Annotated in this window: 19 protein-coding genes; 11 read left to right on the forward strand and 8 right to left on the reverse strand. The window is 56.1% G+C overall.

Annotation, left to right across the window (positions count from 1 at the left end):
* Positions 1–201 precede the first annotated feature (201 nt).
* The 4 genes from QZX60_RS08870 (at position 202) to argS (ending at position 5,286) form a co-directional block, all read left to right on the forward strand.
* Positions 202–1,890: a phospho-sugar mutase gene (locus QZX60_RS08870; protein WP_295363906.1), complete on the forward strand. Its 1,689-nt coding sequence runs from the start codon at positions 202–204 to the stop codon at positions 1,888–1,890.
* A 121-nt stretch (positions 1,891–2,011) separates the two neighbouring features.
* Positions 2,012–3,076, forward strand: coding sequence for a D-alanine--D-alanine ligase family protein (locus QZX60_RS08875; protein ID WP_295363908.1), 1,065 nt, complete (start codon positions 2,012–2,014; stop codon positions 3,074–3,076).
* Between the two features lie 33 nt (positions 3,077–3,109).
* Positions 3,110–3,559, forward strand: a complete 450-nt coding sequence (locus QZX60_RS08880) for a DUF1934 domain-containing protein (RefSeq protein WP_295363911.1) — start codon at positions 3,110–3,112, stop codon at positions 3,557–3,559.
* 23 nt (positions 3,560–3,582) lie between these two features.
* Complete coding sequence (gene argS, locus QZX60_RS08885; protein ID WP_295363914.1) at positions 3,583–5,286, forward strand: arginine--tRNA ligase; 1,704 nt, start codon at positions 3,583–3,585, stop codon at positions 5,284–5,286.
* Between the two features lie 70 nt (positions 5,287–5,356).
* On the opposite strand, the gene QZX60_RS08890 is transcribed toward argS, so the two are convergent.
* Positions 5,357–5,701, reverse strand: a complete 345-nt coding sequence (locus QZX60_RS08890; RefSeq protein WP_295363916.1) for a P-II family nitrogen regulator — start codon at positions 5,699–5,701, stop codon at positions 5,357–5,359.
* A gap of 25 nt (positions 5,702–5,726) precedes the next feature.
* The gene (locus QZX60_RS08895) at positions 5,727–6,971 is read right to left on the reverse strand and encodes an ammonium transporter (protein WP_295363919.1); all 1,245 of its coding nucleotides are present in this window, start codon (positions 6,969–6,971) and stop codon (positions 5,727–5,729) included.
* Between the two features lie 273 nt (positions 6,972–7,244).
* Here QZX60_RS08895 and hcp point away from each other — a divergent pair, with 273 nt between their 5' ends.
* Both hcp and QZX60_RS08905 read left to right on the forward strand, forming a co-directional pair.
* Positions 7,245–8,903 (forward strand): hydroxylamine reductase, encoded by a 1,659-nt coding sequence (gene hcp / locus QZX60_RS08900; RefSeq protein WP_295363922.1) that lies wholly within the window; start codon positions 7,245–7,247, stop codon positions 8,901–8,903.
* Between the two features lie 34 nt (positions 8,904–8,937).
* Positions 8,938–9,492 (forward strand): flavodoxin family protein, encoded by a 555-nt coding sequence (locus QZX60_RS08905; protein ID WP_295363924.1) that lies wholly within the window; start codon positions 8,938–8,940, stop codon positions 9,490–9,492.
* Between the two features lie 2 nt (positions 9,493–9,494).
* Here the strand turns inward: QZX60_RS08905 and QZX60_RS08910 are convergent, their stop codons facing one another.
* The 6 genes from QZX60_RS08910 to QZX60_RS08935 are packed head-to-tail and all read right to left on the reverse strand — an operon-like array spanning position 9,495 to position 13,460.
* Complete coding sequence (locus tag QZX60_RS08910) at positions 9,495–10,277, reverse strand: HAD hydrolase family protein (RefSeq protein ID WP_295363928.1); 783 nt, start codon at positions 10,275–10,277, stop codon at positions 9,495–9,497.
* Between the two features lie 24 nt (positions 10,278–10,301).
* Entirely contained in the window at positions 10,302–10,745 is a 444-nt protein-coding gene (locus tag QZX60_RS08915) for a hypothetical protein (RefSeq protein WP_295363931.1), read from the reverse strand.
* A gap of 47 nt (positions 10,746–10,792) precedes the next feature.
* Positions 10,793–11,110, reverse strand: a complete 318-nt coding sequence (locus QZX60_RS08920; protein ID WP_295363934.1) for an AzlD domain-containing protein — start codon at positions 11,108–11,110, stop codon at positions 10,793–10,795.
* Positions 11,100–11,885 carry an AzlC family ABC transporter permease gene (locus QZX60_RS08925; protein ID WP_295363936.1) on the reverse strand — a complete coding sequence of 262 codons (786 nt, stop codon included), beginning with the start codon at positions 11,883–11,885 and terminating at the stop codon, positions 11,100–11,102. The genes QZX60_RS08920 and QZX60_RS08925 overlap by 11 nt, the downstream gene beginning before the upstream one ends.
* Positions 11,882–12,667 (reverse strand): TatD family hydrolase, encoded by a 786-nt coding sequence (locus tag QZX60_RS08930; RefSeq protein WP_295363939.1) that lies wholly within the window; start codon positions 12,665–12,667, stop codon positions 11,882–11,884. The genes QZX60_RS08925 and QZX60_RS08930 overlap by 4 nt, the downstream gene beginning before the upstream one ends.
* A 28-nt stretch (positions 12,668–12,695) precedes the next feature.
* Positions 12,696–13,460 (reverse strand): exodeoxyribonuclease III, encoded by a 765-nt coding sequence (locus QZX60_RS08935; RefSeq protein WP_295363942.1) that lies wholly within the window; start codon positions 13,458–13,460, stop codon positions 12,696–12,698.
* A 156-nt stretch (positions 13,461–13,616) separates the two neighbouring features.
* On the opposite strand from QZX60_RS08935, the gene QZX60_RS08940 reads away from it, so the two are divergent.
* From QZX60_RS08940 to QZX60_RS08960, 5 genes are all read left to right on the forward strand, one after another.
* A complete protein-coding gene (locus tag QZX60_RS08940; RefSeq protein ID WP_295363945.1) occupies positions 13,617–15,098 on the forward strand; it encodes an FGGY-family carbohydrate kinase in 1,482 nt (493 codons plus the stop codon).
* 129 nt (positions 15,099–15,227) lie between these two features.
* The gene (locus QZX60_RS08945; RefSeq protein ID WP_295363948.1) at positions 15,228–16,841 is read left to right on the forward strand and encodes a CTP synthase; all 1,614 of its coding nucleotides are present in this window, start codon (positions 15,228–15,230) and stop codon (positions 16,839–16,841) included.
* Positions 16,842–17,223: 382 nt separating this feature from the next.
* Entirely contained in the window at positions 17,224–19,161 is a 1,938-nt protein-coding gene (locus tag QZX60_RS08950) for an NAD(+) synthase (protein ID WP_295363950.1), read from the forward strand.
* Between the two features lie 36 nt (positions 19,162–19,197).
* A complete protein-coding gene (locus QZX60_RS08955) occupies positions 19,198–20,058 on the forward strand; it encodes a 4Fe-4S binding protein (RefSeq protein WP_295363953.1) in 861 nt (286 codons plus the stop codon).
* Positions 20,059–20,155: 97 nt separating this feature from the next.
* A complete protein-coding gene (locus QZX60_RS08960; protein ID WP_295363956.1) occupies positions 20,156–20,959 on the forward strand; it encodes an HAD-IIA family hydrolase in 804 nt (267 codons plus the stop codon).
* Positions 20,960–21,078 lie beyond the last annotated feature (119 nt).

Here is a 21,078-nt window from a genome sequence, read left to right on the forward strand (position 1 = left end):
ATCAAACGAGGCTCTGAGTATTTTCTCAGAGCCTCGTTTGTCTACAGTCTGAAGCGCGCTTCTTTATTTAGAAGCGTGCTTTTTTACGTCCAAAACTCGGCGCTTTATTCTTGTACAATGATAGGGTTTGATTTATAATAATTGTAACCGACTAACATTGACAAATCATCTTAAATAAATTTATTAGGTAAGGAGTTCAAAATGGATTACAAAACCAATTTGCAGAAATGGCTCGATTTTGGAAAGTACGACCAGAATATAAAAAAGGAACTGGAGAGCATCACGGACGAAAAGGAACTCGAAGACCGCTTTTACACGGAGCTGTCCTTCGGCACAGCCGGCATGCGCGGGAAGATCGGCATGGGGACCAACCGCATCAATATTTACGTCGTCGCAAGAGCGACTCAGGGCCTGGCACAGTATCTCTTGAAGGAAGATCCGGCTAATGCTGAAAAGGGTGTCGCGATCGCTTACGACTCCAGACACTTCTCGAAAGAATTCGCCCAGGTTTCCGCGCAGGTCCTCGCGGCCAACGGGATTAACGCCTATCTCTACGACAGCCTGCGCCCGGTGCCGGTGCTGTCCTTCACGGTGCGCCACCTGAAGACCGCGGCCGGTATCGTCATCACCGCGTCCCACAACACGAAAATTTACAACGGCTATAAAGTCTACGGCCCAGACGGCGGCCAGATCACCGAAGCGGTCGCGGCCGGCGTCGTCGAACAGATTCACACCGTCACCGATTATTTCTCAGTGAAATTGGCGGCGGACGACGATCCCCACATCATCACCGTGCCGAAGGAAGTGGATGACGCTTATATCGAAGCGGTCAAGGGCGTGGCCAAGGCCAATCCGGGCAGCGATTTGAAAATCATTTACACGCCGCTGCACGGCTCGGGCAACATCCCGGTTCGCCGTGTACTTAAGGAATTGGGCTACGAAAATGTTCAGGTCGTCAAAGAACAGGAACAGCCAGACGGCGATTTCCCGACGGTCGCGAAACCGAACCCGGAAGAAAAGGCCGTCTTTGACCTCGCGATTGAAATGGCGGAAAAAGAAGGTGCGGACATCATCTTCGGGACCGACCCGGATGCGGACCGCCTCGGCGTCTGCTGCCACAAACCGGACGGCACCTACGCCGTGCTCACTGGCAACCAGACCGGCGGCCTGCTCGTCGACTACATGCTCAAATCCAGAGACTGGCCGGACAACAGGGCGATTGTCAAGACGATCGTCACCAGCGAATTCGGCGCGGTCATCGCCAAATCCTACGGCGCGGCGGTTTACAACGTGCTGACCGGTTTCAAATATATCGGCGAAAAGATGACCCAGTGGAAGGCGTCAGGCGAACATACGTTCGTCATGGGCTACGAAGAAAGCTACGGCGCCCTGGTCGGCGACTACGCGAGAGACAAGGACGCCGTCGTCGCGTCGGCCCTCGTCGTCGAAATGGCCCAATACTACAAAGAACGGGGCATGACCCTCTACGACGCACTCCAGGCGCTGTACAAGAAATTCGGCTACTTCCTCGAAACGATTCAGTCCATCGAGCTCGACGGCATCGAAGGCAAGGCTCAGATCGCGAAGATCATGGACGCCTTCCGCGCCGATCATTTCGATCATTTCGCCGACGCCAAGCTCGTCGAATTCGACGATTATCAATCACAGGTCTGCACCAACATGACCACCGGCGAAACCTCAAAAATCGATCTGCCGGTTTCCAACGTCTTGAAATTCATCTTCAACGAAGATTCGTGGTACGCGATCCGTCCGTCCGGCACCGAACCGAAGATCAAGATCTACTACTCCGTCAAGGGCAAGAGCCCGGAAGACGCAGAAGCGAAGCTTGCGGAAATCAAGGAAGCCGTCAACGCGCGCCTGCCGGAATAACGACAATTTGCAGCGAAAACCCCGGAAAACCTTTCGGGGTTTTCTTTTTTTGGTATTCAAACGCAGGGAAAAAGGGTATAATGAAACAAAATCTTTAAATGAAAATGACAAGGAGATTACAATGCCAGATAAAATCAAATTAGGGCTCGTATTTGGCGGCCAGTCGGGCGAACACGAAGTGGCGCGGGTTTCTGCGTACAACGTATTGAAAGTGATCGACTTAGACAAATATGATGTGGTGACCATCGGCATCACAAAAGACGGTCGCTGGATGATTTATACTGGAGATTGGGATAAACTGCCGGACGGCTCCTGGGAACAGGATACCGACCACATCCGGACGGATTTTTCACTGTTCACCGATCCGCTCATTCAGAGCATCGACGTGTTCTGGCCGATGATGCACGGACCGATGGGCGAGGACGGCACGATTCAGGGCGTCTTCGAAATGATGAACAAGCCTTACGTCGGCTGCGGCGTGCTGGCTTCCGCCGTCGGGATGGACAAGGTCGTCTCGAAGATTTTGTTCGAACGCGCCGGCATTCCGGTCGTGCCTTACATTTATTTCTTCGACAGAGACTGGCGCAGAGACAAGGACGCGTTAGTTAAGGCCAGCGAAGACAAGCTCGGCTACCCGGTGTTCATCAAGCCGGTAAACATGGGCTCGTCGGTTGGGATCACCAAGGCCCACGACCGGGCGGAATTTGTCGCCGGGGTCGACAACGCGCTGCAGTTCGACTCGAAAATTTTGATCGAAGCCGCGGTCAACGCGAGAGAAATCGAATGCGCGGTCCTCGAAGAAGACGGCGACATTCAGACGACGCTTCCGGGCGAAGTGGTCGCCAGCAAGGAATTCTACGATTACGAAGCGAAATACGCCGACGATCAGGATTCGAAAATCGTCATCCCGGCTGAAATCGACAGCGCGACGATCGACAAAATCCGCGCCTACGCCCACGACGCCTTTACGGCCATCGACGGCGCAGGCCCGACCCGCGCGGACTTCTTCGTCGACCGGGATACCGGCGATATCTATATCAACGAAGTCAACACGATGCCCGGCTTCACCGACATCAGCATGTACCCGATGATGTGGGAAAACATGGGCGTGAGCTACAGCGAGCTGGTTGAACGGCTGATTCAGACGGCGAAACGCAAGAAAGTGACGGATTACACATTAAAGTAAGAACAGGATTAGAACAAGAAAGGGAGGCCCGTGATGAACGTGCGTGAAAAGAAGCCGACGCGGCCGGTCTGGCTGACGGTGGTCAGTCAATCTGCGGTTGAAGGCGACACGGAACGGACCGAATTTATGACCGAGGGCGATCTGGTCTGGGAAGGGGAAACCCCTTGCCTGAATTACCAGGAGACAGAGGTCTCCGGCATGTCCGGCACGACGACCACGGTCCGCATCGAACCGGACAAGGTGTCGGTGATCCGCCTCGGTACGATCAACAGCATGATGGAATTTGAAGCGGGCAGCAGCTGCATGGCTGTTTACAAGACGCCCCTCGGTGAAGTGCCGATGTCGATCGACACGCGGCAGATTGAAATCGAACGGGACGAATCCTTTGGGCCCCTTCACGTGCATTTGGACTACATCATTTCCTCCAATGGGCAGGAAGTGACGGCCAACACGATGGACATCGAGGTCAAGGACCGAAAATAAGTTTAAGTTAAAGAGGAGTATTGATGACCTATATCAGAGAGAAAATAGAAAATAAGTTGAAACAGGCGGCAGCAGACGCGGTCAAATCCGCGGTGTCGGCCGGTGCCTTTCAGATCGAGCACCAGCCGGACGTGCAGCTGGAAGTGCCCCGCGAAGCGAAATTCGGCGATTACTCGACGAACGTGGCGATGCAGCTGCCGAAGGAAGCCCACATGGCGCCGCGTAAAATTGCCGAAGCCATTACCGAACAGCTGAAGACCGACGACAATCTCAAGGGCATTGTGTCGAAGGTCGACATCGCCGGCCCTGGGTTTATCAACTTTACGCTGGATCCGGCCTGGCATTACGACGTCATCGGCGAAGTCGAATCCATGGGGAAGGATTACGGCCGCACCGAAGGCCACAAGGGACTGACCTACAATCTGGAATTCGTTTCTGCCAACCCGACGGGCCCGATGCACATCGGCAACGCCAGAGGCGGCGCAATCGGCGACGTGCTCGCTGAAATCGCGGCCTGGACGGGCTACGACGTGACCCGCGAATTCTACGTCAACGACGCCGGCAATCAGATTGCGAAATTCGGGGACTCCCTCGACGCGCGATTTAAGCAGGCCATGGGTCTGGACGTGCCTTTCCCAGAAGACGGCTACCAGGGCAAGGACATTATGGAACGGGTCCAGGAATACATCGCGGATCAGGGCGGAAAAGATCAGGTTGTGGGTCTGCTCGACGAAGACGACGACACCCGCAAGCGCAAGCTGATCGATTTCGCGCTGAACGTCAACCTCAAACAGATGCACACCGATATGGCCAAGTACGGCGTACACTACGACGTCTGGTTCTCGGAACAGAGCATGTACGACGACGGCGAAATCGAACGAGCGCTGAAGCTGTTAAAGGACAAGGGCGCGACCTACGAAAAGGACGGCGCGACCTGGTTCAAGACGACAGATTACGGCTGCGAAAAGGACGACGTGCTGATCCGTCAGAACGGTCTGCCGACCTATTTCATGGGGGACATCGCCTACCATCTGAACAAACTCCAGACCCGGAAGTTCGACCGCGCGGTTAACGTTTGGGGCGCCGACCATCACGGGCACATCGCCAGACTGAAAGCGGCGATCCGGGCGGCCGGAGAAGACGATTCCCGGCTCCACGTCGTGACGATGCAGCTCGTTCGCCTCATCAAGGACGGCGAACCGATTCGGATGTCCAAGCGCCAGGGCAAGGCCATCGGCCTGTCGGAGCTTTTGACAATGGTCGGGACCGACGCGGCCCGCGTGTTCTTCAACCTGCGTTCACCGGATTCCCACTTTGACTTCGACCTCGACTTGGCCATTCAGGAATCCAACGAAAACCCGGTGTTCTACATGCAGTACGCCCACGCGCGCATCTGCAGCATTTTAAGACAACTCGGCGGCGAAGTGGATTTGGACGCGCCGGCGGATTTGAGCCTGCTGACCCATCCGAAGGAAATGGAACTGCTCGAAGTCATGTCCGATCTGCCGAACACGATCGTCCAGGCGGAACGCAAGAACGATCCGTCTCGGATGGTGCATTACGGACAGGAACTGGCCTCGGCCTTCCACGGCTTTTACAACGACTGCCGCGTCCGTGTGGACGACGCGAAGCTGATGCACGCCAGACTGAAGCTGATCCTCGCGACCAGACAGGTGCTCGAAAATGTGCTCGGCATTCTCGGCGTCAGTGCACCGGAATCGATGTAACATAAAAAATAAGCACAAAACAAAAACTGCTGCGGGGCTTTGACCCCACAGCAGTTTTTTGATGGTCGATTTAATTGATCGCGTCGACACCGTGTTCGTTGGTGCGGATGCGAATCACATCCTTTAAATCGTAAACAAAGATTTTTCCGTCGCCCGGCTGACCGGTGACCGCCGTTTTTCGGATAATGCGGACAACCTCGTCGGCAAAGGCATCGCTGGACACGACGATTTCAAATTTGATTTTGGGCAGCATGTTGATATCTACCTTTGAACCGCGGACCACGCGGGTGTAGCCTTTTTGAGTGCCGCAGCCCATGACCTGGGACACGGTGATGCCGTTAATATCCACGGATTTCAGCGCGTCCAGCAGATCCTGATAAACTTCTTCCCGCACAATGGCTTCAATTTTTGTCATTTGATTTACCTCTCTTTTCCATTCATTAATCCATACCGGTAAACGCTGGGTAGGCCTTTTCGCCGTGCTGCGTTTCGTCGAGACCGCGGCGTTCATCTTCTTTATTGACTCGAAGGGGCATGAACAGCGATAGGATTTTCGCGATGACGAGGGAGCCGACGACAGCGATGACGATGGTCAGGGCGATGCCGGCCAGCTGCATCAGCAGCAGATGACTGCCGCCGCCGAGAAACAAACCGTTCCATTTCGCGGCGGGGTTGATCGCCTTGCTGGCGAAAAGAGCGGTGGCGATTCCGCCCCAAATCCCGCCGACGCCGTGGCAGCCAAAGGCGTCGAGGGCGTCGTCGTAGCCGAGCTTCGGCTTGACATAAGAGATCATAAAGTAGGAAATCGGCGCGGCAGCACCGCCGATAATAAAGGACGCCCAGACCGGAACGAAACCGGCACCCGGCGTAATGGCCACCAGGCCGAGGACCGCGCCGGTGGATGCGCCGACAACCGTCGGTTTGCCGGAAACGATCACGTCGATGAGCATCCAGACCATCATGCAGGTCGCGGCCGCCGTGTTGGTAGTGACAAAGGCGTGGGCGGCTAAGCCGTTTGCGGCGAGGGCCGATCCGGAATTAAAGCCGTACCATCCGAACCAAAGCAGCGCCGCGCCGAGAACGACGAAGGGAATGTTGTGGGTGCGGTAGGAGACGCGGTTGTAGCCCTGACGGCGTCCGATCATCAGCGCCAAAATCAGGCCGGAAAAGCCGGAAGAAATGTGAACCACGTCGCCCCCTGCGAAGTCGAGGGCGTGCAGTTTCGAGCCGATCAGTCCGCCGGCGCTCCAGACCATGTGGGCCAGCGGGAAATACACGAGGATCAGCCAAAACAAGATAAAGAAGAAAATCGCATTGAAGTTCATGCGTCCGGCGACCGCTCCAGTGATCAGCGCCGGCGTAATCATCGCGAACATCATCTGAAAGACGACGTAGGCCATTTTCGGAATCGACGGCGCGTAGGTGCTGGTGCCCTTGAACATGCCGCGCATGCACGCCTGGTGGAATGTGCCAATGATGCCGCCGTGATCGCCGCAGAAGCTGACAGAATAGCCAAAGGCGATCCACAAAACGGACGCCAGCCCCATGATGAACAGGGACATCATCATCGTGTTGAGCACGTTCTTGCGCCGCCCGAGGCCGCCGTAGAAAAAGGCCAGTCCCGGCGTCATGATCATCACCAGACAGGCGCAGATCAAAACAAAAGCCGTATTACCTGAATTCATAATTACTAAACCTCCATCACTTAAATAAGTCAACAAAAAAAGGCGTCAGAAGCCCTAAGCTTCCGGCGCCTTTGCCGATTGACTTGATAAAATTGCAACATACTCATTATAAAAAGATGTGATGGCAAAGTCAAAGAAAAAAATCGGGTGAAATGCGTTATTTGTCGTTTTTTTATAAAAATTTATAAATTTGTTGGTATAACCACAGAATTTTAAAGAAAAAGCACTATAATAAAACCATCAGATGAAATCAAACGGATCACTCGTAGCGTAATGAAAGAGAGGAATACCAACATGCAGGATCAGAAAATGTTTTGTTATCAGTGTCAGGAAACGGCGCGCTGCCAGGGCTGTACCGTCCGCGGGGTCTGCGGCAAAACGGCAGACGTGGCCAACATGCAGGATTTGCTGATTTATTCGACAAAGGGGCTTTCAGCCATCACGACCGCTGTGAGAAAACAGGGCGGCGAAGTGCCAAAGGAAATCAACCATTTTGTGACAGTCAGCTTATTTATGACCATTACCAACGCCAACTTCGACCTCGACGCCATTGAAGAACGCGTCGCTCAGACCGAAGCCTACAAGGCACAGTGGCTTCAGAAGGTAGACAATCCGGAAGACCTGCCGGCTGCGGCGACGGAAAGCATTTCTCGTGATCAGTTCGCAGAAAAGGCGAAAACCGTCGGCGTCCTGGCCACTGAAAATGAAGACATCCGCTCATTGAGAGAATTAATCACCTACGGGTTAAAGGGACTGTCCGCTTACACGAAGCACGCCAACGCGCTGCTCAAGGACGACGAAGACGTCGACGCGTTCATTCAGCGCGCACTGGCAGCGACCTTGGACGACAGCCTGAGTGTCGACGATCTCGTCGCGCTGACCCTCGAAACCGGGAAATACGGCGTGCAGGGCATGGCTGATCTCGATGCGGCCAACACAGGCGCCTACGGCAATCCGGAAATCACAGAAGTGGATTTAGGCGTCAGAAGCAACCCAGGTATTTTGGTCTCAGGCCACGACCTGAAGGATCTCGAAATGCTGCTGGAACAGACGAAGGGCACTGGCGTTGACGTCTACACCCATTCCGAAATGCTGCCGGCGCACTACTATCCGTTCTTCAAGAAATACGACAACTTTGCGGGCAACTACGGCAACGCCTGGTGGCAGCAGGTGACAGAATTCGAATCCTTCAACGGACCGATTCTGATGACCACCAACTGCATCGTGCCGCCGAAAGACAGCTACAAAGGCCGCATGTTCACGACTGGCGCGGCAGGCTATCCGGGCTGCCAGCACATCGACGCGGACGCTGAAGGCCACAAGGATTTCTCAGCGATCATCGAAATGGCGAAAACCTGCCCAGCACCGACAGAAATCGAAACTGGCAAAATCGTCGGTGGTTTCGCTCATGAACAGGTCTTCGCGCTGGCGGACAAAGTTGTCGACGCGGTCAAGAGCGGCGCGATCCGCAAATTCGTCGTCATGGCTGGCTGCGACGGCAGAATGAAATCCCGTTCCTACTACAAGGAATTCGCAGAAAAGCTTCCGAAGGATACCGTCATTTTGACAGCGGGCTGCGCGAAGTACAAATACAATAAGCTCAACCTCGGCGACATCGGCGGCATTCCGCGCGTCCTCGACGCAGGCCAGTGCAACGACTCCTACTCGCTGGCGCTGATCGCCTTGAAGCTCAAGGAAATCTTCGGCCTCGACGACGTCAACGATCTGCCGATCGCCTACAACATCGCGTGGTACGAACAGAAAGCGGTCATCGTCCTGCTGGCGCTGCTTTCCCTCGGCGTGAAGAACATCCACCTCGGACCGACCTTGCCGGCCTTCCTTTCACCGAATGTGACCAACGTGCTGGTTGAACAATTCGGCATCGGCGGCATTACCAATGTCGACGACGACTTGGCAGCAATGATCGGCTAAAGACAAAAAAACCCGATTGTGGTACAATCGGAACATGGAAAAACAACAAGAACAATTAAAAAAAATCATCGTCATCTATACAAGCTATCGCCGAGGCAACAGTGAACGCCTCGGCGATGCTTTTTCAGAGGGTGCGGAAGCGGCAGGGCATCTGGTTGAAAAAATTTACCTCCGAGATCAGACCATTCAGTACTGCACTGGATGTGAAGCCTGTAAACGCACGGGGCATTGTGTTTTAAATGACGATGGAGAAAAGATTGCGCGCAAAATGGTTCAGGCGGATGTGGTGGCGCTGGTTCTGCCGGTTTATTTCGGCAATATTCCGGGGCCGCTCAAAACCCTATTCGACCGGATGAACGCGGTGTACAGACAACCGTACCGGTTCCGAAAGGTTGTCGTTTTCGCGACGGCCGATCAAAATCGGCCGGAGATGTTTGACGGAGTTTGGCAAAGCGTCGAGAGCTGGCTGCTCGCCTTCCCCAAAGCCGAACGGGCTGAAAGCATCGGGGTCGGCGGGGTCAACCGGCGCGGCGAAATTGAAGGGCATCCGGCCCTTCGTCAGGCGGAAGCGCTGGGGCACCGCCTTTGAAATTAAATCCAGCCGTGCGCCTTGCAGACTTTGTAAATGCCGTCGTCCGTATTTTTGGGGGCGACTTCATCGGCCACAGCCTTGAGATCCGGGTGGCCGTTGCCCATGGCAATTTTGTAGAACGGATCGGAAAACATATCTAAATCATTGGTATCGTCGCCAAATACGACGGTATTCGCGGGATCCCCGTCGATTGCTTCGAGCATCCGGAGGATCCCGTTTTTCTTTTCGTCGGGCTGGATGATCAGGTAGCCGTTCTCGAAGCGCAGCGCGCCGTATTGGTCCGGGGTGTGGAGCAGCGGGAGATTGGCTTCTTCTTCCGGCGGAATCGAGACGTACATCTTGTAAATCGGCGGGTGGGGCACGTAATCCTTGTCGATGATGTAGCGGGTGGCCTCCAGCCGTTCGCCGCCCTGACGGATGAAGTCGAAATTGGCCGCGTAGACGTCGACAGAGTTGTCCTGAGCGACGAGCATGCCGTAGCCCTTTTCAAGGGCCTGGTCGTACAAGGACTTGGCCGCGTCGAAATCCAGCGGGATGTTCTTGACGAGCTTGCGGTCGACGATGAGGCCGCGGCCGCCGTTGCAGATCATGTTGTCGACGCCGACCTGATCCATGACCGGCGCGCCCTTGTAGGCCGCCCGGCCCGTGTTGATGGCGCAGAAATGGCCGTTTTCTTGAAGCAGGCGGATGGCTTCTTTGGCAGAAGGGACGACCTGGTTGGTGGCGCGGTCCGTCAGCGTGCCGTCGATATCGAAGAAAAAGTATTTGCGGTGAGTTTTCATTTGAATTTCCTTAACTTCCTATTTCTATTTTTCAGAATGATTTGAATGGTTACTGGTTTTGCGGATGAGGACGATTGTCCCGCCGGCGCCGGACAGCGTCAGCCGGCTGCGGTGGCGGGAGAGCTTGTAGCGCCCGTCCACAGAATGGCGGGTGCAGTACTTGAGGGCTTTGCTCGTCACGGTGACGCGTCCCTTTTGTTTAAAGGCAAGCCGGTCCTTGTAGGTCTGGCGCTTTTTCCTGCCCTTCTTTTTGACGTTGAAGCTCAGGCTCCCGCGGTTGTCCGGCAGAATTTTGATTACAGGCTTGGCCTTGAATACGGCTACGGGCAGGTTGTGATTGATCGTCTTCGTCTTCGGCGCGACAATCCATGTCCCGGCTGCCTGGGCCGCAGGCGAAGCGGCGAGGGCACTGCCCGGGAGCAGCAAAATCAGCGCCGCGCAGAGCCCCGCGAGCCATTGACGTTTCATAAAAGCCTTCTTTCTAATAATTTACGCTGTTTTACGAGATCTCGGCATTAAATAACGCGCATGAGCCATTCGGTGACGAACACCGCCACGCAGGCGGCCACCGCGACAGGCAAAAGCCCCTTTCGGTGCCAGGCCATGATAACCGCAACGGCCAGCCCGACGCAGGCCGAGATTATCGAATGGGTCGCTGTGAATACGGCGGGGATCGTCATCGCGCCGAGAACCGCGTAGGGGATGTAGTACAAAAAGGATTTGACGAAGGGGGACTTGATTTCGTTGCGGAACAGCACCAGCGGCAGCACGCGGATCAAATAGGTCACGCCGGCCATCACAGCTGTGTAAATCAGCAGGTGTTCAGTCGTCATCACAGCCTCCTTTCTGCAAATGCGCTTCGCCGTCGGCTTCGATCTCCGCGTCGACCGCATCCTCAGATATCGGGAAGAGCCAGGCGCCGAGGGCCGACGCGCCGACCCCGCAGATGATGATCACAAAACCGCTGGAGAGCCGGTTTAAAACCGGTGCAAAGTGGAACAGGCAGCTGACCGCGACGGCAGCCAGCACGACCACGGCCACCGACCGGTGATCTCTGGCAGGCGGCACAATGATCGCGATGAACATGCCGTAGATGGCGAGCCCCAGCGCCGAGCGCACGACGTCGGGCAAAATGGCCGAGGCCAGCGCGCCGATGACGGTGCCGCCGGTCCAGCCGACGATGGGCATGATCATCAGCCCGACCATGTAGACGAAGCGCAGCTTTTTGCCGCCGGCGGCTCGGGCCGAGGACACGGCGAAAACTTCGTCGGTGTCGGCGAAGGCGATGATCATCCGCTTGACCCAGTTAAATTCCGGATGGAGCCGCTGGGACCACGACAGGGACATCAGCGCGTAGCGCAGGTTGATGACCAGCTGGACCAGCGCCATTTCAATCATCGAGCCCGACGCGGCGATGACGTCGAGCCCGGCGAACTGCCCGGCGGAGGTCAGGTTAGTGAACGAGATCAAAATGGCGGCCCAGGCCGGCATCCCCTTTTCCACGGCCATCATGCCGAAGGTGAAGGAGACCGAGATGTAGCCGAGACCGATGGGCAGGCCGTCGAAGAAGCCTGTCCTAAACGCGTGGCGTTTTTCTTCCGGGGTCAAGCGTCTGCACCCTTTCTTTTAAAGAGGGCCTCGGCGTTGGCCTGGGTGGCCTCCAGAATTTGTTCCAGGGGCAGGCCCTTGATTTCCGCCATCTTGGCGGCGATGTCGCTGACGAAGGCCGGCTCGTTGCGATTGCCGCGGTGGGGAACCGGCGCCATGTAGGGCGAGTCGGTTTCGATGAGGAGGCGGTCCAGCGGCGCGTAAGCCACGACTTCCGGCGACTTTTTGTTATTTTTGAAGGTGATCGGCCCGTCGAAGCCGAGGTAAAAGCCCAGATCCAGCAGGATTTTCGCCGTTTCGACCGATCCGGAGTAGCAGTGGAAAACGCCGCCGGCGTCCCGGCTGAAGGACTGGGATTTGACGAGATCCACGGCGTCGCCGTGGGCGTCCCGGTCGTGAATGATGACCGGCAGCGCGAGTTCCCCGGCCATTTCCAGCTGACGGACAAAGACGTCTTTCTGGTGGGCCTTCGGCGGGTTGTCGTCCCAATGGTAGTCGAGGCCGATTTCGCCGATCGCCAGCACCTTCGGGTCGGCGGCGAGTGCTGCAATGCGGGCGAAATCCTCAGGCTTCGCGTCGGCGCAGTCCTCGGGATGGATGCCGACGGCGGCGTAGACGCAGTCGTATCGGTGGGACAGCGAGAGGGCCCGTTCGCTGGTCGCGACCGTCGTGCCGGGGTCGAGGATCCAGGCCACGCCCTGGGCCTGCGCCCGCGCGATGACGGCGTCGAGATCGTCTTTAAAGGCGGGGTCGTCTAAATGACAATGGGTATCGATAAGCATGGCTGTGCTCTCTTTCTGCGCCGTCCCGTCAAAGCTTGAGGGTCAGCGAAATCGGGCAGTGGTCAGAGCCCATGACATCGGTGTGAATCGCCGCGTCCTCGAGCAGATCCTTGGCGTTGTCGGAGGCAAAGAAATAGTCGATGCGCCATCCGGCGTTGTTGGCCCGAGCGTTGAACCGATAGCTCCACCACGAGTATTCGATCTGATCCGGATGGAAATAACGGTAGGTGTCGATGTAGCCGTCATTTAAGAATTGTGTGACCCATTCCCGTTCGATGGGCAGAAAGCCTGAGCGCTTCGCGTTGGATTTGGGGTTCTTCAAGTCGATTTCGGTGTGGGCGGTGTTGACGTCGCCGCAGACGATGACGCGTTTGCCTTCCGCGACGAGGGCGTTCACATCCTTCTGGAAGCAGTCGTAGAAATCCATCTTGAATTGAAGGCGGTCGTCGCCCTGGCCGCCGTTGGGGAAATAAATATTGTAGAGGGTAAAATCTGGGTATTCCATGACGATGGTGCGGCCTTCGTGGTTGAAGCGGTCGTCGGAAAGGCCGGTGTGAATGTCCAGAGGGGCTTCTTTATAATAAACGGCTGTACCGCTGTAGCCCTTGCGTTCCGCCGGGTTGAAGAAGGCGTGGTAGCCGTCAATCTGTTTAAGCGTGTCAGGCAGCTGGTCTTCGGTGGCCTTGAGCTCCTGAATGCCGAGTACGTCGGGCTGTTCGGATTTGATCCAGTCGACCAGCCCTTTCTTTTCAGCGGCGCGGATGCCGTTGACGTTCCATGAATAGAGTTTCATCCTAGTTTCTCCCTTAATCTTTCGTTACCAAAATTATAAAAGAAGGGCTGTCAAAAGTAAAGTTAAGGAAGGACGGGAGGGCGTGTGTCTGCGGTGGATTTTTCCCGGCGCCTTTGATATACTATTAAAGAAAATACGCGAAAAATGGAGCATCGGATGAAATACATCGTAACCCTGGACGGGGGATTAGACAAAACCCGGGTCGTCTTGTTCGATCTGAGAGGGAAGGAGATCGACAAGGTTGTCGTCGACAATGAAATCATTTCGGTCGGCGATTACCGGGAAATCGACATGAACGTTTTTTGGGACAACGCCGCGGCCGCGGTGGCCATGTTAATGGAACACAGCGGCGTCTACGGTTCGGACGTCGTCGGCATCGGCCTCACCGGCGCGGGCGAAGGTCTGTGGCCGGTGAGCGAGGGCGGCGAACCCGTCGGCAACGCCGTGCTGAACACGGACCGCCGCGCCAAAGAGGAAGCGGAATACGTCACGCAGAAAAACCCGGGCATGGGGCGGCTGGTTCACCGCAACCTCGGGCTCTACCCCAACAGCGGCAGCCCGCTGATGATTCTCAGATGGACCAAGCGCCACCGCCTTGAAATTTACCGCCAGATTCAGGCGATTCTGATGGAAAAGGACTGGCTGCGCTACAAAATGACGGGGCGCATCGTGACGGATTTCTCCGACGGCAACGCGGGGCTGCTGCATTTCCCGAACGGGCGCATTCCCAATCAGATGCTCACGGTGCTCGAGCTGCACGACGCGATTTCGAAGCTCCCCGGCGTGCTGGACGGCTGCACGACGGCGGGTGAGCTCACCGAAAAGGCAGCCCGTCAGATGCGTCTGCTGCCGGGGATACCCGTGGCCGTCGGCGGCGGTGAAATCGCCTCGGGCATGTTCGGCATCGGCGCGGTGCAGGAGGGAGATTTCGGCATTCTCTTGGGCGACGCGCCGGCGGTGGGCCGGATTTTAAACCGCCGGCAATGTGATCCGAGCCGGAGCAACCGCAATTACATCTCCCATTTGACTGATGACTTAGCCATCGAACTCATCTCAACCCTCGACATTCAGCGCAACGTGTCCTGGGCCCTCGACGAGCTTACCGGCGGATACGATCTCGACCTTGCCGACCAGCTGGTGGCGAAGAGCGAGCCCGGCGCCGGCGGGGTGCTCTTCCTGCCTTATCTGATGAGTGGGACAGAGCGCATCAAGCGCGCGGAAAGCCGAGAATGCGGCTGCTTTTTCGGTATGACTGGGGAGACGACCAAGGCGCAGATGGTCCGCGCGGTTTACGAGTCCATCGGCTACGCGGTGTGGGACGCGATCGGCGACCGGGATCAGATCGACCACATTTTCTTCGGCGGCGAGATGGAACAAGACAGCCTGCTGCCGCGGATTATCGCCAACGTGCTCGACGCGACGGTGTCGGTCGCCGGCGGCAGCGAGTTCCCGTCCCGGGGCGCGCTCATGTCCTGCGGCCTCGCAATCGGCGCTTACACGACGCCTGAGGACGCCGCCCAGCAGTGCGCCAGACTCAGACAGGTCTATCAGCCCCACACGAAATCGGTCTACGTCGACGGATTCAGACGCTACCGAGAACTGCGCCGCGCGCTGGCGCCGATTTGGAAAAATAAATAGGCCTTGAAATTGTACCGGTTATCCTTTAAAATATAAGTATTGTTTGACAGGAAAAAGCAATCCATTTGTCACTGCAAAAAAAAAACGCCTTTTGCAGTGATTTTTTTATTTAATGAACACGGAGGCAGCATGAAGACAAAGTATATTTTCGTCACTGGCGGTGTGGTTTCGTCCCTCGGCAAAGGGATTACAGCGGCATCTCTCGGGCGGCTTTTGAAAGCCCGGGGCTTTAAGGTTTCAATCCAGAAATTTGACCCGTACATCAATTACGATCCAGGGACAATGAGCCCCTATCAGCACGGGGAAGTTTTCGTCACGGACGACGGGGCTGAAACCGACCTGGACCTCGGCCACTATGAACGGTTCATCGATGAAAGCTTAGGCCAGTACAGCAACGTCACCACCGGGAAGGTGTATTGGAACGTCATCACCAAGGAACGCCGCGGCGATTATCTCGGCGGGACCGTTCAGGTCATTCCGCACATCACCAATGAAATCAAGGAAAGCGTGTCCAAGGTCGCGGACAGTCCGCTCAACCCGGATATCGTCATCACGGAAATTGGCGGGACCGTCGGGGATATCGAATCGCAGCCTTTCCTCGAAGCGATCCGCCAGTGCCGCGGGGATCTCGGCGCGGAAAACACGCTTTACATCCACGTCACCCTGCTGCCCTATTTGAGAATGTCCGGCGAGCTGAAGACGAAACCGACTCAGCACTCGGTCAAGGAACTGCGCTCCATTGGGATCCAGCCGGATATCATCGTGTTGAGAAGCGAACACGAAGTTGAAGAAAGCCTGAAAGAAAAGATCAGCCTGTTCTGCAACGTTGACAAGAACGCAGTCGTCAGCAATCTCGACGCCAGCGAGCTCTACGAAGTGCCGCTGATGCTCGAAAAGGAAGGCCTGGCCAATCTGGTGGTGAAGAAGCTGCACTTGCCGGAACGCACACCGAAGCTCGACGAATGGAAGAAACTGGTCGTCCGCGCCAAGAACCTCGAAAACCGCGTCAACGTCGCGATCGTCGGCAAATACGTCGAACTCCACGACGCCTACCTGTCTGTCGCTGAAGCGCTGCGCCACGCGGGGATTGCCAACAACGCGGAAGTGCACATCAAATGGGTCCACTCCGAGGATTTGAACGCGGAAAATGTCGACCGCATTCTCGGCAATGAACAGGCGATTATTGTCCCCGGCGGCTTCGGCAACCGCGGCATCGAAGGCAAAATCGCCGCCATTCAATACGCGAGAGAAAACAACATTCCGTTCCTTGGACTCTGCCTCGGGCTGCAGCTCGCGGTCATCGAATACGCGAGAAACGTCGTCGGCTTAAAGGACGCGAACTCCATTGAATTGGATCCGGAAACACCTTATCCGGTCATCAACCTGATGGAAGAACAGAAGAAGATCCAGAATATGGGCGGCACCATGCGCCTCGGCGCTTACCCGTGCCACCTGGAAAAGGGCACCCTCGCCTACAAGGTGTACGGCACCCAGGATATCGAAGAACGCCACCGTCACCGCTACGAAGTCAACGACGAATTCATTCCGCAGCTGGAAAAGGCCGGCATGGTGTTCTCCGGCAAATCCCCGGACGGCGTGCTGGTTGAAATGGTTGAGCTGCCGAACCATCCGTATTTTATCGCGACACAAGCTCATCCGGAATTTAAATCCAGACCGAACCGTCCGCATCCGCTGTTTGATCACTTGATTCAGGCCGCGATGGACCAGAAGGAAAAAGCGTAAGCGCAACTTACCGGCCGCTGTCAATGCACAGTGGCCGATTTTTTTACCAGAAAATACTTGACACAAGATGTAGATAATCTGTGGAAAAGTGGATAACTTCATTGAAACGGCTTCCATTTTTTGTGGAAAACGTGAAAATTGTGGATAAATCGTGTGGAAAACGTGGAAACTGTGGATAACTTTCGCAAAACGGCTGAATTCCGCCACCTTTACCCTTTCTTAAAGTGTGCACAATTTTTAAAAGAAACCACTCACATTTTGTGGATAATTGTGCAAAAGAGTGGAAAGTTGTCCTGACAGGAAAGATGCACCTGAGGATGCCACCATATCTGGGTGGGGCCCTTTGAATCTACGATTAAGAATTAGAAAAGAGACAGAAATTATGAAAGAATATGGATTTTTGCGCACGGCGATTGCCGTCCCGCAGACCAAAGTGGCCGATGTGTCGGCCAATGTCCAGACCATTTCGGACCTGATCGATGAGGCGGAGGCTCGTCAGGCGGCCGTCGTCGTCTTCCCTGAGCTTTCAGTGACCGCCTACACCTGCGGGGATTTATTCGCGCAGTCGGCGCTGCTGACTCGGGCAGAAGCGGGGATTGAGACCCTTGCGGCGCATTTAAAGGATAAAAAGGTGCTGGTTGTCGTCGGCGCGCCGATTCCCGTCAGCGCGGGGCTGTACAACTGCGCGGTGGTGCTCCAGGGCGGACAAATTCTCGGCGCGGTGCCGAAGACTCACCTGCCCAACAGCCACGAATTTTACGAACGGCGCTGGTTTACGCCGGCTGCCTCGCTGAGAGGCACCCAGACCATCCGATACGCCGGACAGGATTTCCCGATTGGGACGGACTTTTTGTTCTGTGACACGGACAATCGCGACATCAAAATCGGTGTTGAAATTTGCGAGGATATGTGGGCGCCGATGCCGCCGTCGGGCCGGCTCGCGGCTGGAGGCGCGACGGTGATCGTCAACCCGTCCTCGAGCAATGAGCTCATCGCCAAGAGCGAGTACCGGGAAGAGCTGGTGCGTCAGCAGTCGGCGCGGTGCAACGCTGCTTATCTTTACGCGTCCTGCGGCATCGGCGAATCGACGACCGACCTGGTGTTCGGCGGAGACGGCTACATCTACGAAAAGGGCGCCTGCCTCGCGAAGACCGAGCGTTTCGTCGACGGCGCGCAAATTGTGTTTGCCGATGTAGACATCGAGGGCTTGGCTCACGACCGCCGCACACAGACGAGCTTTGCCGACGAGGGCAGTGCTGGGGAACCGCTGGGGCAGATTTCCTGCCGGCTGGCGGATTTTGACGCCCTTGACCGTACCATCGATCCGGCGCCTTTTGTCCCGTCGGATCTGGCTGCGAGACGCCGCCGCTGCGAAGAAATTTTCGCGATTCAATCCGTCGGGCTGATGAGCCGGCTGCGTCATATCGGCAATGTGCCGATGGTGCTCGGGATTTCAGGCGGCCTTGACTCGACCCTCGCGCTGCTCGTCTGCGCGGAAGCTTGCGACCGTCTCGGTCTGTCCCGCGATCACATCCACGCGGTGACGATGCCTGGATTCGGCACTACCGACCGGACCTACAACAACGCGGTGGATTTGATTCACGGCATCGGCGCGACTTTCCACGAAATTGGCATCGGCGGCGCGGTGACCGATCATTTGAACGCTCTGGATCATCCGCTGGAGCTCCACGACGTCACCTACGAAAACGCTCAGGCCAGAGAGCGGACGCAGATCCTGATGGATCTGGCTAATCAGGCCGGCGGCATCGTCGTCGGCACCGGCGACCTGTCGGAGCTGGCCCTCGGCTGGGCGACCTACAACGGCGACCACATGTCGATGTACGCGGTCAATGCCGGCGTGCCGAAAACCCTGGTGCGCTATTTGGTCGATTACGTCGCGGACCGCAAGGGCTCTGAAGACATCCGCGACATTTTGAAAGATGTCCTCGACACGCCGGTCTCGCCGGAGCTGCTGCCGCCAGATCAGTCCGGGAAGATCGCCCAGAAAACCGAAGACCTTGTCGGGCCCTACGCCCTTCACGACTTTTTCCTGTATCACGTCGTGCGAAACGGCTACGGCCCGCAGAAGGTGTACCTGCTCGCGAAGTGCGCTTTCGATGGTGAGTACACCGACGCGGTGATTTACAAATGGCTCAGAAGCTTTTACTGGCGGTTTTTCGCGCAGCAGTTCAAACGCTCCTGCCTGCCGGACGGGCCGAAGGTCGGATCGGTCGCGTTGTCGCCGAGGGGCGACTGGCGGATGCCGTCCGACGCGAAGGTGCGGCTCTGGATGGACGAAGTGGAAAAAATCGAACATTAAAATCGAATTAAATTAATCATCATTAGGAGGGGGACAATGGAAATTACAAAAACCATGGCGATTTATTTCAGCCCGACGACGAACACACGCCGGATAACCTTAGCAGTGGCGAAGGGCGTGGCCAGCGTCTTCGGCACACAGCTGCATTTTAAAAATTGGGCGCGGCCCCGGATGCGCGAGCAGGACGCGGTTTTCGGCAATCAGACAGCGGTAGTGGTCGGGATGCCGACCTACGCCGGCCGCCTGCCCAACCTCATCGCGCCATCCTTGAAAGATCATCTGAAGGGGAACAAGACGCCGGCCATTGCGGTCGTGACCTACGGCAATCGGGATTACGAAAACAGCTTGGCTGAATTGGTAGACCTGCTTTCGAACAACGGCTTCATCGTTGTCGCAGCGCTGGCCGTCCCGTGTGCGCACGCCTTCGCGGATATTGGCACAGGCCGTCCGAGTGATCAGGACTTGATGGACGCGATTATTTTCGGACAACAGGTTGGCGTGAATCTCGGCCAGGTAGAATACGAACGCCAGCTGAAGCGCGTCGCAGTGCCGGGCGATCCCGAAGCGCCGTATTACAGGCCCATTAAGTCTGACGGCACGCCGGCGAATTTTCTCAAGGCCAAGCCGGAAGTGGACGCGGACAAATGCACAGGCTGCGGTGTCTGCGTCCGACTCTGCCCGATGGCGTCCATTGCGGTCAACCCGGTCAGCGGAATAGCCGAAGTCCACGGCATCTGCATCAAATGTCAGGCGTGTCTGCGCGGCTGTGAACCGGGCGCCCTCGCCTTTACCGACTCGGAATTTCTCGCACACAAGGCGATGCTCGAGGAAAACTACAAGGCGAAGAAAGACGCGGCGGTTTTTCCGTTTATCATCGATACGGACGAATCCATTTAACCAGGGCTTTACGCAAATGCGGTTGAAGTCCGAAGTGCGGATGATAGAATAGAGACATTATTAGAAAAGCAAAATCAACAGAGAAAAAGGAGACAATATGATCCAATTTGACAAAATCAAGGGTATTTTGTGCGATATGGACGGCGTGATTTACCACGGCAGCAAAATTCTGCCAGGGGTGCCGGAATTTATTGAGTGGCTGAAAGAGCGCGAACTGCCCTTTCTGTTTTTGACCAACAACCCGGTTTACACGCCGCGGGAGCTCTCTCAGCGGTTAAAACGCATGGGGCTGGAGGTGAGCGAAGAGCATTTTTACACCTCGGCACTGGCCACCGCCAAATTTCTCGACAGTCAGAAGCCGGGCTGCTCGGCCTACGTGATCGGCGAAGGCGGGCTGATGAACGCACTGTACGACGTCGGTATCACGAACAACGCCGTCGATCCCGATTACGTCGTCGTCGGGGAAGGGCCGTCTTATTCGATGGAAAGTCTGACTATCGCGACGAACCTCGTCATGAAGGGCGCGCGGCTGATCGGGGCGGATTACGATGTCTCGGGGCCGACTGAAGACGGCATTGTGCCGGCGTGCCGGGCGCTGGTTGCGCCGATCGAGCTGGCCACGGGCAAGAAGGCGTACTTCTGCGGCAAGCCGAATCCGCTGATGATGCGCACCGGTCTGCGCATCCTCGGCTGTCATTCAGAAAACGCGCTGATCATCGGCGACCGTATGGATACGGATATTATCGCCGGCATGGAAAGCGGCACGCAGACAGCGCTGGTGCTTTCCGGGGTGTCGACTCAGGAATCCATCAAAACCTACGCCTACCGTCCAACAGAAATATTTAGAGGTGTTGGCGATCTCGTAGAGGCGGCCCGGAAACGGAAAAACGAAGGGGCGTAAAATAAAAATAAGGCAGATCTGAGGGTCTGCCTTATTTTTATTAGTGTGAAAAATTCTGTTAAATAAAACCTGCTAACAAAAGTCAAGCGTAAAATAAAAATAATTTAATGCTGATTTCT

The organism is uncultured Pseudoramibacter sp., assembly GCF_903789625.1.
GTDB classification, from domain to species: domain Bacteria; phylum Bacillota; class Clostridia; order Eubacteriales; family Eubacteriaceae; genus Pseudoramibacter; species Pseudoramibacter fermentans.